10 protein-coding genes and 2 pseudogenes are annotated in these 12847 nt (G+C 71.2%); 8 read left to right on the plus strand and 4 right to left on the minus strand.

The annotated features are described in order from the left end of the window. The first annotated feature begins 15 nt into the window (after positions 1 to 15). The 4 genes from ACFY1E_RS26835 to ACFY1E_RS26850 all read left to right on the plus strand — a co-directional run bounded on the left by ACFY1E_RS26835 (position 16) and on the right by ACFY1E_RS26850 (position 4088). Positions 16 to 615 carry a TetR/AcrR family transcriptional regulator gene (locus tag ACFY1E_RS26835; RefSeq protein ID WP_389080077.1) on the plus strand — a complete coding sequence of 200 codons (600 nt, stop codon included), beginning with the start codon at positions 16 to 18 and terminating at the stop codon, positions 613 to 615. Continuing rightward, positions 612 to 2189 (plus strand): glycerol-3-phosphate dehydrogenase/oxidase, encoded by a 1578-nt coding sequence (locus ACFY1E_RS26840; protein WP_389080078.1) that lies wholly within the window; start codon positions 612 to 614, stop codon positions 2187 to 2189. The genes ACFY1E_RS26835 and ACFY1E_RS26840 overlap by 4 nt, the downstream gene beginning before the upstream one ends. Before the next feature lie 101 nt (positions 2190 to 2290). Beyond that, on the plus strand, positions 2291 to 2572 hold the full coding sequence (locus tag ACFY1E_RS26845; protein ID WP_389080080.1) for a hypothetical protein: 282 nt from the start codon (positions 2291 to 2293) through the stop codon (positions 2570 to 2572). A 226-nt stretch (positions 2573 to 2798) separates the two neighbouring features. Then, positions 2799 to 4088, plus strand: a complete 1290-nt coding sequence (locus ACFY1E_RS26850) for an MFS transporter (protein ID WP_389080081.1) — start codon at positions 2799 to 2801, stop codon at positions 4086 to 4088. Between the two features lie 45 nt (positions 4089 to 4133). On the opposite strand, the gene ACFY1E_RS26855 is transcribed toward ACFY1E_RS26850, so the two are convergent. Next, the gene (locus ACFY1E_RS26855) at positions 4134 to 6251 is read right to left on the minus strand and encodes a DUF1996 domain-containing protein (RefSeq protein ID WP_389080083.1); all 2118 of its coding nucleotides are present in this window, start codon (positions 6249 to 6251) and stop codon (positions 4134 to 4136) included. A 171-nt stretch (positions 6252 to 6422) separates the two neighbouring features. Between ACFY1E_RS26855 and ACFY1E_RS26860 the strand changes: the two genes are divergently transcribed. Then, positions 6423 to 7238: a class I SAM-dependent methyltransferase gene (locus tag ACFY1E_RS26860; protein WP_389080084.1), complete on the plus strand. Its 816-nt coding sequence runs from the start codon at positions 6423 to 6425 to the stop codon at positions 7236 to 7238. Positions 7239 to 7432: 194 nt separating this feature from the next. On the opposite strand, the gene ACFY1E_RS26865 is transcribed toward ACFY1E_RS26860, so the two are convergent. Next, positions 7433 to 8212, minus strand: a complete 780-nt coding sequence (locus ACFY1E_RS26865; protein WP_389080086.1) for a maleylpyruvate isomerase family mycothiol-dependent enzyme — start codon at positions 8210 to 8212, stop codon at positions 7433 to 7435. A 347-nt stretch (positions 8213 to 8559) separates the two neighbouring features. On the opposite strand from ACFY1E_RS26865, the pseudogene ACFY1E_RS26870 reads away from it, so the two are divergent. From ACFY1E_RS26870 to ACFY1E_RS26880, 3 genes and pseudogenes are all read left to right on the plus strand, one after another. Further along, positions 8560 to 9438: pseudogene (locus ACFY1E_RS26870) on the plus strand (chitinase); the annotation flags it as partial. A 72-nt stretch (positions 9439 to 9510) separates the two neighbouring features. Beyond that, positions 9511 to 10017: pseudogene (locus ACFY1E_RS26875) on the plus strand (1,4-beta-xylanase); the annotation flags it as partial. Between the two features lie 147 nt (positions 10018 to 10164). Continuing rightward, positions 10165 to 11895 (plus strand): dolichyl-phosphate-mannose--protein mannosyltransferase, encoded by a 1731-nt coding sequence (locus ACFY1E_RS26880; protein WP_389080087.1) that lies wholly within the window; start codon positions 10165 to 10167, stop codon positions 11893 to 11895. 24 nt (positions 11896 to 11919) lie between these two features. Here the strand turns inward: ACFY1E_RS26880 and ACFY1E_RS26885 are convergent, their stop codons facing one another. Both ACFY1E_RS26885 and ACFY1E_RS26890 read right to left on the minus strand, forming a co-directional pair. After that, positions 11920 to 12552, minus strand: coding sequence for a GNAT family N-acetyltransferase (locus ACFY1E_RS26885; RefSeq protein ID WP_389080088.1), 633 nt, complete (start codon positions 12550 to 12552; stop codon positions 11920 to 11922). Continuing rightward, positions 12549 to 12842, minus strand: a complete 294-nt coding sequence (locus ACFY1E_RS26890; RefSeq protein ID WP_389080089.1) for a hypothetical protein — start codon at positions 12840 to 12842, stop codon at positions 12549 to 12551. The genes ACFY1E_RS26885 and ACFY1E_RS26890 overlap by 4 nt, the downstream gene beginning before the upstream one ends. Between the last annotated feature and the right edge of the window lie 5 nt (positions 12843 to 12847).

Raw genomic sequence — 12847 nt, forward strand, 5'->3', positions numbered from 1 at the left:
GTTACACTGTGACACATGACGCCTATTCGTCACAACAGCTCGGACAGTGATGCGGTTCTCGACGCGGTGCGGGACTGCGTGCTGGCCGTCGGGGTCCGCCGTACGACACTCACCGACGTGGCCCGCCGCGCGGGCGTCTCCCGGATGACGCTGTACCGGCGCTGGCCCGATGTGCGCACGCTGGTCGGAGACCTGATGACCCGGGAGTGGGTCGACGTGGCCACGCGGGCGATACCCGAGCGCAGACCGGACGTGGACGCGCGCAGCCTGCTGGTGGAGGGCCTGGTGGCGGGAGTGGAGTCCTTCCGCTCCCACCCCCTCTTCCGGAAGATCGTCGACGTCGATCCCGAGCTGCTCCTGCCCTATGTCCTGGACCGCCGCGGCGCCAGCCAGATCGCCCTCCTGGAACTGCTGGCCGACGGCCTCAAGGAAGGGCACGCCGACGGGTCGGTCCGCGTCGGCCATCCCGAGCGCCAGGCTCGCTCCCTGCTGCTGATCGTCCAGTCCTTCACCCTGTCCCTGCGGACCATGACCGACGAGGACGACGCCGAGCTGTCCTCCGCGGCCTTCCTCGCGGAGCTGCGCTCCATCCTGGAGAGGACCCTCATGCCATGAGCCCCAGCCCTGCCCCCGGATCGTCCCTGTCCGCCGCCCGGCGCTCGCGCGAACTGGCCGAGACCGTCGGCGGCCCCGCCGTGGACGTCCTCGTCGTCGGTCTCGGTGCAACCGGCGCCGGAGCCGCCCTGGACGCAGCGGCACGCGGCCTGAGCGTCGCCGCGGTCGACGCCCACGACCTGGCCTTCGGCACCTCCCGCTGGAGCAGCAAGCTCATCCACGGCGGGTTGCGCTATCTCGCCTCCGGCCAGCTCGACGTCGCCCATGAGAGCGCGGTCGAGCGGGGTGTGCTGATGGAGCGCACGGCACCCCACCTGGTCCGCGCGCAGCCGTTCGTCCTGCCCCTGACCCCGCTGGTCTCCCGCGGTCAGGCGGCGCTCGCGTGGGCCGGCTTCCGGGCCGGCGACACCCTGCGCCTGACGGCTCGCACCGCCCGGGCCACCCTGCCCGCGCCCCGCCGGCTCTCCGCCCTGGAGACCCGCCATCTGGCCCCCGTGCTGCGCGCCGACGGGCTGCGCGGCGGCCTGCTGTCCTGGGATGGCCGCCTCGTCGACGACGCCCGCCTGGTGACCGCCGTCGCCCGCACCGCGGCCGCCCACGGGGCACGGATCCTGACCCGGGTCAGGGCGCTGGAACTGACCGCCTCCGGTGCCCGCGTCCGCGACGAACTCACCGGCGAGGAGGGCGAGATCAGGGCCCGCGCGGTGATCAACGCCTCTGGTGTCTGGGCGGGCGGCCTGGTGGACGGCATCCGCATCCGCCCCTCCCGCGGCACCCATCTGATCCTGCGCTCGGAGCACCTCGGCCCGCTCCCGGCCGGCCTGCACATCCCCGTCCCCGGGGAGACGAACCGCTTCGTCCTCGTCCTGCCCCAGGGCGACGGCCGCGTCTACGTCGGCCTCACCGACGAACCCGTCGAGGGCGAAATCCCGGACGTGCCCGAGGCGCCCGAGACGGACATCGGCTTCCTCCTCGACGTCCTGGGCTCGGTCCTCCACGTCCCGGTCCGGCGCGAGGACGTCGTCGGGGCCTTCGCGGGACTGCGTCCCCTGCTGGACACCGCACCGCAGGCCGGCTCCGGCGCCGTGGCCAGGACCGCGGACATCTCCCGCCGGCACGCGGTGCTCACCTCGTCCGAGGGCGTGATCACCGTGGTCGGCGGCAAGCTCACCACCTACCGGCGCATGGCCGAGGACGCCGTGGACGCCGCCGTCGCCGCCCGCCGCCTCCCCGCCGGCTCCTCCCCCACGGCCTCTCTCCCGCTCGTCGGCGCCGCGTCCCCCCGGACGCTCGACGCGGTGCAGGCACCTCGCCATCTGGTACGGCGCTACGGCACCGAGGCACCGGCCGTCCTCGCACTCGGCGCAGACGAGCCCCGGCTGGGCGAGAGGGTGCTGCCGGGCCATCCGGTGACCGCCGCCGAACTTGTATGGGCGGTGCGCCACGAGGGCGCCCTCGACGAGTCCGACGTCCTCGACCGCCGCACCCGGATCGGCATGGTGCCGGCGGACCGGGCCGCGGCGCTGGACACCGCGCGGGAACTGCTCGGCGAGGCCTTGACCCGGAAGGGGTGAGAGCCCTCGGCCTGCCCGCCGGTCCGCTCGGCTCGGCGGGCAGGCCCGGCACCCAGGGCTCGGCGCGCGACATGGCAAATGTGCGCCTATGCTCCATTTGCGTGACACATACCTTCGACGAGCTGGTCGAGAAACAGCGCGCAGCCGACGAGGCGCACCTCCGGGTCGAGGAGCTGCAGCACTCGTACGGCCCGGTGACCCAGCCCGGTGGCTGGAGCGGACAGCAGGCCGACACCTATGAGACCGCCCGCCGCGCCTGGCGCGACCTGGCCCGCGAGGCGCGGACGTCGGTCACCGAGTATGCGAAGGAGGCCGGCAGGTCCCGTAACGAGGTCGAGGCGCAGGTCGAGCAGGCGGTGCGGCAGTCCGAACAGAGGAGCTGACCGGCCGCCGCCTGCTATGATCTTGCGGGTTTCCGGAACCCCCTCGCTCACGCTCCGCCTCCGCGGACGTCGCGGGCCGCCATCGGAGCGGCCGGTTCCGTCTCGAAACACACCGCACTCCATCTGACACCCCATCAGCACCCTGCTGATGGGGTGTCACGCGTTTTACGCCGGTTCCTGCCGAAAGCGCCGGACGACACCTCACCGAAAGGGCGCACCGACCGCGATGACCTCCCTGCCCCGCAAGAACTCAAAGAACATAAAGGACACAGGCGACCCAACACCCGAAGCACCGGACATCCCGCTGCGCCGGGTCCCCGACTTCCGCTGGTTCTGGCTCTCCCGCGTGGTCTCCGGGCTGGGATCCGCCGTCACCACGGTGGCCCTGCCCGTGCTGACCTTCCAGGAGACCGGCTCGCCGCTGATGCTCTCCCTGGTGGCGGCCTCGGCGACCCTGCCCTACGTGGTCTTCGGACTGATCGCGGGCACCGTCGCGGACCGGACCGACCGTCGCCGCCTGATGATCCTCACCGACTGGCTCAACGCCGTCTGCATCGCCTCCGTACCGGCCGCCTCCGCCCTGGGCATCCTGACCGGCGGCCAGGTTCTCGTCGTGGCCTTCGCCTCGGCCGCTCTCGGCCTCTTCTTCGACGCGGGCGTGTACGGCTTCGTCCCCGACATCGTCGGCAAGGACAAGCTCACCGAGGCCAACAGCGCCGTCTACGGAGCGCAGACCGTCGTACGCATCGCAGGCAACGCGGTGGCGGGCGGTCTGATCGTCCTGTTCCGCCCGGCCGGAACACTAGCTTTGGACGCCCTGTCCTTCGCCGCCTCCGCGCTGCTCCTCAAGGCGGTCACACACACCTCCCCGTCCGACCAGCCGGCCGGGCAGCGGCCGGGGTTCAAGGAGTCCGTCCGGGAAGGACTCCGTTTCCTCCACCACCACTCGACGCTGCGCCTGATGACGGTGGTCGGCACCCTGCAGTCCTTCTCCGGCGGGGCCGTCATCGGCCAGCTCGTCGTCTTCGCCGACCGCGTGCTGGGCATCCACGGCTCCGACGGGCGGATCGGCCTGCTGTACATGGCGTGGAGTGCCGGAGGCATCGGCGGGTCCTTCCTGCTGCCCCGGCTGCGGCGCCGCTTCGAGGCGTTCCCTCTTCTCCTGGGGGTGCTTCCCGCCGGAGCCCTGCTCGGCCTGGCGGTCGTCCTCAGTTCGGACTGGCGGGTCACGCTGGTCGCGCTGACCGTATGGGGGTCGGCCTACCTCGTCGTCCTGGTGAACACGATGACCTACTCCCAGGAGGTGACACCGCCGGAGCTGCAGGGCCGGGTCAACACCACGCGCCGGATGCTCTCCTCGGGCCTGGGTGTTCCGCTCGGCGCCCTGGTGGCCGGCACCCTGACCGTGCGGGTCGGCGTCCGGGCCGGGATGTCGACGGCCGTGGTGTCGATCGCCCTGGCGGCCCTGCTGGTCTGGGGTGTCCAGGTGCACAGGCGGGTGCGGGCAGCGGCGTAGCAACCGTGCCGGGGCCCCTGGAGCGGCAGCAGGGGCCCTCAGGCGTCAGCGCAGGTAACTGCGCCGTGTACGGGTGAGCAGGAACAGTCCTGCGAGCAGCAGCACGGTGCCGACCGTGGCGGGCCACAGAGTCGTGCCGGTCGCGGCCAGCGCGCCGCTCTGGGCCGCCTGCGGTTCGGCCTGGTTGCCGGCGGCGGGGATGTTCCCGCCCGTGGCCTGGGGCTGGGCGGAGTTGTCGCCCGCGTCGGTGCCGCCGTTCGCCGGTGCGGCCGCGGCACTTCGGGAGGCCTTGGCCGTTGCGTAGACCCTCGGTTCCGAGGTGCTGGAGATGGTCGGCTTGCCGTCGTCGGCGGGCTGTCCGGTCTCCGGAGCGGTGGTCGTGGGCTGCGCGTTCTGGTCACCGGATCCGCTGCCGGAGCTCCCCTTGCCGGACCCGTCACCCGAATTCCCCTTGCCGGACCCGTCCCCCGAGTTGCCGTTGTGGTCGCCGGCGGACGGCATGGTCGGGTCGTCGGTGGGCTGAGCGGTCGGCTTCTGGGTGGGCCGGTCCGTGGCCGTCGGCTGGTCCGTGGCCGTGGGCTGGTCGGTGGGCTGCTCGCTGGGCTGGTCCGTCGGCTGCTCGGTCGGCTGCTGGGTCGCTCCCCCGCCGGATCCCGGGTCCTCGCCGGTGCCCGCGCCGCACTCACGGCCGCCGTTGATGCAGGACACGACCTCCTTCATGAGGCCCTCGTCGAAGACGTTGATGAAGTCGCCGTGGTCGGTGACCGGTTTGTGCAGCTGCTCGGGGAAGGAGTCCACCGCGAACAGCGGGGTCGTACGGCCGCCGTCCTGCAGGCTCGGCGCCTTCACGTCGTACACGATGCGCTGCACCAGCTGCGGGATGGCCTTGAAGCCGTTCGCGCAGTTGCCGGAGGCGTCGGCGAACGCCACGTGGGTGCGGTGGTTGGCGCTGTCGATGTTGCGCCCGTCCCAGCAGCTCTGGAACCGGAAGGTGCGCACCACGTCGCTGCCCTGCGGGCACAGCGGGTACTTGTCTTTCAGCTGCCGGTCCTCGAAGCCGGTGCAGCTCCAGGAGGCGTTGGCGTTGGCCGTGCCGTTCACGAACGCCTTGGCGTCGCCGGTGATGATGCGCAGCAGGCGGGGCATCTCCGTGACCTGGCTGCGCGGGCTGCCGATGAACGTCATCGTGACCTGCTTGGGCGTCACGATCTGGCCCGCGTTGCCCTCGATGCCGCCGCCGGGCGAGTTCGCGTCCTTGTCCTGGCTGCCGTTCTGCAGCCGCAGCACCGGCCAGTAGTACGTGGACTTGTCGCCCGGGTTCTCGCAGCTGGTCTGGGCGTTCGCGAGGTCGTCGTCGCTGGCGAAGGCGTTGTTGGACTGGTTGCCCACGTAGTCGTGGAAGTGGTGGGCGCCGTTGGTGACGCCCGGGGCGACGATCACGTTGTCGGAGTTGCGCAGGCCGTTCTCGTTCACACCGCAGCTGGTGGTGAAGGTGCCCTTGGAGACGAAGGACTTGAGGTCCGGCGCCGGGGCATTGGGCTGAACCGAGTTGATGTCCTGGTAGTCCGCGGCGACCGGCCCGTTGCCGGCCTGGCCTCCGTTGCCGGTCTGCTGACCGCCGCCGTTCTGCTGGCCGCCGTTCTGCTGGTCGCCCTGCCCCTGCTGCTGGCCGCCTTCCGAACCCTGGCCGCCGTTCTGGTCGTTCCAGGTGCGCATCGAGCAGTCCGCCATGGAGCCGATCCCGTCGGGACGCTCGCCGGCCTGGTCCATGGCGTTGCCGATGCGGTCGAGGGACTCGCTCCGCTGCTCCTTGAGCGGCTTCATGACCTGGTCGTCGGTGTAGCCGCTGTCCTGGCGCTGTTCCGGCGTCGCCGCCTGCAGCCGCTGGTAGGCCTCCGCTATCTGCTGGTCCATCGAGGCGAGTTCCTTGTCGACCTCGCCCCGTGCCTGGTCCGGCACCTGCGTCAACTTGCTGCCGACGTCCGGGCAGTCGATCGTTCCTGCGGCGGCACTGCGCGTCTGCGCGTCCGTGCCCGAACCGTCTTCCGTCGCGGAGGCGTAGACATTGACCGCCACCAGCCCGCCTCCGCCCAGCATCAGCGCGAATGCCGCAAAGGTTGCGCGGCGCGGGCCTGTCGGGCGTCTGCGCGTGTTGCGTCCCACGAGAGTTCTCCTACGGATCACGGCGGTCAGGCATGGAAATCCCTCGCCACATACGGACGGCGGAACCGGCGTGTTCAAGCACCCCACAGATTCATACGAACCTCTCAGAAAGCGCGTGCCCCCAGATCCCCACACGTGGCGCAAACCGGGACACCACGGCACAGTGGAAGCGTGGCCGGGCAGGACTTCGACGTATGGACCGCCGGGGACGCGTACGAGCGGCACATGGGGCGGTGGAGCCGTCTGGTGGCCGCCGAGTTCGTGGCCTGGCTGGCGTGTGCCCCCGGCGCCCGGTGGCTGGACGTCGGCTGCGGTTCGGGGGCGTTGACGTCGACCGTGGCGCGCCGGTGCCGGCCCCGGACGCTGCTGGGGGTGGAGCGGTCCGCCGGGTTCGTGGCCGCGGCCCGGGCGCACGGATCCCCTCCCGCGCTCTTCGCCAGGGCCGACGCACAGGCACTTCCCGTGGGTGACGAAGCGGTGGACGTGGCCGTCAGCGGCCTTGTGCTCAACTTTCTCGCCGAGCCCGGTGCCGCGGTCGCCGAAGCCGCGCGGGTGGTGACGCCGGGAGGCCTGGTCGCCGCGTATGTGTGGGACTACGCCGAAGGCATGGGGTTTCTACGGCACTTCTGGGACGCCGTGACCGCGGTCGATCCCAGCTCGGCGGCGGAGTGGGACGAGGGCCGCCGGTTCCCGCTGTGCGCACCGACTCCACTGCGGCGGCTGTGGAGCGAGGCCGCGCTGGTCGAGGTGGAGGTCACTCCCCTCGAAGTCCCCACCCCTTTCGCCGACTTCGCCGATCTGTGGGATCCGTTCCTGTCCGGTCAGGGCCCCGCCCCCGGTTATGTCACCTCGCTCGCACCGGCGGCCAGGGAACGACTTCGAAAGGCGCTCCGGGAGCGGGTGCCCATTCGGGCGGACGGCTCGATCCCGCTCCGGGCACGCGCCTGGGGGGTGCGGGGCCGTAGAGCAGGGGGCCGCGACAAGTGACGGTCGCCCGTGAGACCGCTCTGGGCCGCACGGCTCAGTGACCCGCACGCGGAGGTCCTGCGGGAACCCGAAGAAGCCATGCCACGGCGGCGGATCGGCAAGGCGCGTTCAGGCAGGGGCGGGGGTGGACGGCCTGTCGGCAGTTGTCCCGCCCCCGTCGGCCGCGAACCGCCCCGCGCTCCCGCACCGACCTCTTACGCCTCCAGCCAGAACCCCGTACGGGTCAGCCAGAGTTCGAGCAGTGCCGTGTCGCCTCGGGTCTCGACTGCGGGAGCGGGGCGCCGGTAGAGGAACAGCAGCAGGCCGGTGACCGGTCCGCGTACGGTCGTGGCGGCCGCCGCGCGACCGCTGTGCCACACGGGCCGGTCGCCGCCGAGGTCGACGTGCCACTGGCCGGCGCCGGTCGCCTCGAACTGCAGCGTACGACCGGGGCCGAGGAGGCCGGGTACTCCCGGCCGGGGCTCGTACGCCTCGGGGACCGTCGCGAAGTCCATCCACTCCTGCACCGCGTCCACGGCCAGATCCTCGTCGAGCGTGAATGCGGCGCCCGTCGCCAGGGCGGCATCGGCGCGGTGCACGACGGTCTCGTGCGTCATCCTCCTGGCCCAGAAGAAGGATGTGTTCCGATCGTGGGCCGGCGTCCAGAGCCGCGCATCGGGGCCGGCATCGCGCAGGGCGGCGCCGAGTTGTGCGGCTCCTTCGGCGAGCCAGTCGTCCAGTGCGCCGTCGTCCAGTCGGGCGTATACGGCCGGGTCGTCGACGGGGTCACCGGGAACGGCTTCGACGGCTCGCGTCCGGACCACCTCCTCCGCCCAGCGGTGGTCCCCACCCACGTGCCGCAGCAGTCGGCCGAGATCCCAGCCGGGGCAAGTGGGGACCGGGGTGCTGGTGTTCGCTCCTTTCACCAGCGCTCTGAGCAGGTCGGTCTGGGTGACGATTTCGCGACAGCAGCGGTCGAAGGTCAGCGAAGTCATCCGCTCATGATGGGCGAACCGGCCCCCCGGCCGCACTCGGGTTCCATGTGCACCCATTTCTTGAAGAGACACAGCGGACTCGTGTCACCCCGACTTCACCTCTTGACGCGTTTGGTCCAGACCTTTAGGTTCCCGGTCACACAGCTTCACCAGTACGCCCAGAGTTCACCCATGTGAACCACCTTGCGCTGTCTCCACTCCCACCGTCCCTTGCCGGCGAAAGGCTGTGCCCCCCACCCATGAACCCCCAACCCCCCACCCACGGCGCCGCGTTGCGCGCCTGTCTCGCCATAGCCCTGTCCGCCCTCTCCACCGGAGCCCTCACCGCCGCGCCCGCCGACGCCGCCCCGGCCGCAGCCCCCATGGCCGTAGCGCCGTACCTCTACAACGGCTGGGGCAGCCCGCCCGACCCGGCCACCATCACCCACGCCACCGGCGTCAAGTGGTTCACCCTCGCCTTCGTCCTCAGCAACGGGCACTGCAATCCACAGTGGGACGGCAGCCGCCCGCTCACCGGTGGCGTCGACCAACGGACCGTCAACACCGTGCGCGCGGGCGGCGGTGACGTCATCCCCTCCTTCGGCGGGTACAGCGGCAACAAGCTGGAGAGCTCCTGCTCCAACGCCGGGGAGCTGGCAGCCGCGTACCAGAAGGTCATAGGCGCCTTTCGGCTCAAGGCGATCGACATCGACATCGAGGCCGACGCCTACGGCAACCCGGCCGTGCAGCAGCGCACGGTGGACGCGCTGAAGACCGTGAAGGCGAACAACCCGGGCCTGAAGGTGTACGTCACCATCGGCACCGACCAGAGCGGGCCCGACACCAGCCTGATCAAACGGGCGGCCGCGTCCGGGCTGTCGGTGGACGCCTGGGCCATCATGCCGTTCGACTTCGGCGGCGCCGGCAAGAACATGGGGACGCTGACCCTGAAGGCCGCCGAGGGCCTCAAGTCCGCGCTGAAGAGCGCCTACGGCTACGGGGACGACCAGGCCTACCGGACCATGGGCATCTCCTCCATGAACGGGATCACGGACCAGAACGAGAAGGTCACCGTCGCCGACTTCCGCACCATCCTCGGCTACGCCCGGCAACACCACCTCGCCCGGCTCACCTTCTGGTCCGCCAACCGCGACCGCCCCTGCACCGGCTGCGGCGCGGACAGCTGCTCCGGCGTCTCCCAACAGGCCTGGGACTACACGCGCGTCTTCGCCCAGTACACGGGCTGAACTCCTGCACCCGCACAGAAGAACCACCCATGCGGCCGATCTCGTCAACCGCCCCTGGCCAGAAAGGAGTTCATCCGATGCACGCCCTCCGAACCGGCTGCCGTACGCGTCCTCGCACTCCTGGCGATCCTGCTGACAGCCCTGTCCGCGCCACGCGCCCACGCCGCGACACAGCCGTTCACGGTGCTCGCCCTCTGCAACGGCACCTGGGACGCGGCCCACATCAGCTTCGTCCACGAGGCAAACGACTGGGGCCTGCTTGCCGACGGCGGAGTCAGCGGCCACCAGGTCGTGCTGTTCCTCGACGACCTGCCGCAGTCCGCCGCCCATCACACCGGATTCGAAGGCCATATGCGGGGAGGCGGCGCCTGGATGGGCAGCTTGCCGCTCGGCACCGACCCCGGCCAGAGCTGGTACAGCGGCGACTGCCCGATCGTGTGGACGAACACGAAGTACCGGATGCTGTACGCCAACTTCGGCCACAACGCGATGGACCACGCCACCGACACCGCCCTGTCGTCGACGTTCGCGAGCCAGAGGCAGAACCGCTTTCTGCTCGACGGACTGAAGTGGCCGGGCCGTACGGCTGGTTCGCACCTGCACGCGCGCTCCTGAGCCGGTGCGCGAAGGGCCCCGACCGCCGCGCGGGTGCGGTCGGGGCCCTGCCCCACGCCGCGCCCACGGGCACCGAACCCGAACCGCACTGGCGTTCCCTACGATGACCCGGTGACGAGTGACACCCCCACACGGGCCGACGTCGACGAAGACGCCCGCGCGACCGCCGCGCCCGAGGCGACCCCCTGGGCGCAGCGGCTGCGGCGGTTCGGGTACGTGGCAGCCCCCCGGACCGACGTCCGTGCCCGGCTGGTGCCGCCCTTTCCCGAACCGGCCACGGGAGTCTGGGAGTTGGCGGGTCTCGGGCCTCGGGCCGCTCGCCGCCTCGCGCGCTCCATGGCCTGGCTGGGACCGGTCCTCGTCGCCATGCTGGCCGGCGCGCTCCGGTTCTGGCGGCTGGGGCAACCACGGGCCGTCGTCTTCGACGAGACGTACTACGCCAAGGACGCCTGGGCGATGCTGCGGCTGGGCTACGAGGGCAGCTGGCCGGACCGCAAGATGGCCGACCCGCAGATCCTGGCGCACCCCCAGGTGATCCCGCTCTCCGACACCGGCAGCTTCGTCGCGCACCCGCCGATGGGCAAGTGGGTGATCGCCCTCGGGGAGGGGGTGTTCGGACTCGACCCGTTCGGCTGGCGGTTCATGACGGCGGCGCTGGGCACCCTGTCGGTGCTCATGCTGTGCCGAACAGGGCGCCGGCTGTTCCGTTCGACGCTGCTCGGCTGTCTCGCCGGAGCGCTGCTGGCGGTGGACGGCCTGCACTTCGTGATGAGCCGGACCGCCCTGCTCGACCTCATCGTGATGTTCTTCGCGCTGGCGGCGTTCGGCTGCCTGCTGGTCGACCGGGACAGGGCGCGGGCCCGGCTGGCGGCGGCCCTGCCCATCGGCGACGACGGCTTGGCGCGTCCCGATGCGCACACCGCAGAACAGGTCGGCACGGGCCTGCGTCCGTGGCGGCTCGCGGCCGGTGTCCTCCTGGGACTGGCCGCCGCGAGCAAGTGGAACGGCCTCTACTTCCTGGTCTTCTTCACGGCCCTGACTCTCCTGTGGGACGTCGGCGCCCGCCGCGTGGCCGGGGCGGGCCGGCCGTACCGGGCGGTGCTGCGCAAGGACCTCGGCTGGTCGGCGCTCTCCCTGGTGCCGGTCGCCGTAGTGACGTATCTGGCGACCTGGACCGGCTGGTTCCTGTCCGACAACGGCTACGACCGGCACTGGGCGGACGGCCGCGGCGGCACCTGGTCCTGGATCCCGGCTCCGCTGCGCAGCCTGTGGCACTACGAACACGCCGTCTACCAGTTCAACATCGGCCTCCACGCCCCGCACCGCTACCAGTCCAACCCGTGGAGCTGGCTGGTCCAGGGGCGCCCCGTGGCGTTCTACTACCAGTCGCCGAAGGCCGGGCAGCAGGGCTGTCACACCGCCACCGGCTGCTCGCAGGAGATCCTGGGCCTGGGCACCCCGCTGCTGTGGTGGGCGGCCTGCGGCGCGCTGCTCTACCTGCTGTTCCGGTGGGCGCTGCGCCGCGACTGGCGCGCGGGCGCGGTCCTGTGCGCGGTCGGCGCCGGGTACCTCCCGTGGTTCAACTACCAGGACCGTACGGTCTTCTCCTTCTACGCCGTCGTGTTCGTGCCATACCTGTGTCTGGCCGTCGCCATGATGGTCGGCGCCCTGCTGGGGCCGTCAGGGGCCGGCGAGCGGCGGCGACTGGTCGGCGCGATGGGCGCGGGCGTGCTGGTGCTGTTCATCGCCTGGAACTTCATCTACTTCTATCCGCTCTACACGGGCACGACGATCCCGTACAGCGACTGGCGGGCCCGGATGTGGCTGTACACCTGGATATGAGGCCGGAGTTGACGTTCCCGGACGTCACAGGGTGTTCAACTCCCCTGTCGAGCGACCGAGATACGTGACAGGCCCCGGGTCCGGAACGTCGATGCGGTGGAAGCCCAGCCGGTCGTAGAAGGCTCGGGCAGGAGTGTTGGCCGTGACCATGGAGAGGTGTACGGCGGCGACGCCCCGGTCGTGCAGGGCCCGTAGGAAGGCACGCATCAACTCGCGCCCGTGCCCCTGGCCCTGCCAGGCGGGGAGCAGGTCGATGTGCAGATGGGCGGGGTAGGCGGCGACCTCGGGGACGAGCATCCGTTCCGGGTGGTGCAGGAGCGGGATCATCTGCTCGTCCGGGGTCGTCGGCGGCCCTGCGGGCTCCGGGTGGCGGTCGGCGACCCGGGGCAGCCACTTGGTGCGGAACTCTTCGACGAAGCGGGGCGTGTCCGCGGTGCCGAGGATGTAGCCGACCGCCCGGCCGTGCCCGTCGTCCAGGACGAAGGCCAGCTCCGGCTCCAGCACGACGTAGGGCGCCGCGAAGATCGTCGGGAAGACGGTGGGGTCCGCATAGACGGGACGGCTGTCCTGGCCGTTGTGGGCGGTGCGGATGCAGATGTCGTCGAGGGCTTCGCGGTCCTCGGGACGGTAGGCGCGGATGGCGGGCGTCGCGGTCACCACAGCATCCTGCACGAATGGGAGCGCTCCCACAAGCGGGCCGCCGGGCCTTCGTCCGGCAGACCGCCGCTCTCGTCGTGGTCGAGAACGGCACTGACCGTCGTCCGCACCTGGCCGATCATGGCGCTGCCGCGCCCGGCGATGTGCGCCTTGTTGAACATGGGCTGCATCAGGCGGCGGTTGCGCAGATGAGTGTCACCGTCGGCGACGGTCGCGATTACGTCACCGAGGAAGACCCGCAGCGCGTCGTTGTGGTTCCCGCCCTTGGTGAAGTGGGCGGCCTCGGTCACCTGGA

The organism is Streptomyces sp. NPDC001604 (genome assembly GCF_042893475.1).
In the GTDB taxonomy this organism is placed as follows: domain Bacteria; phylum Actinomycetota; class Actinomycetes; order Streptomycetales; family Streptomycetaceae; genus Streptomyces.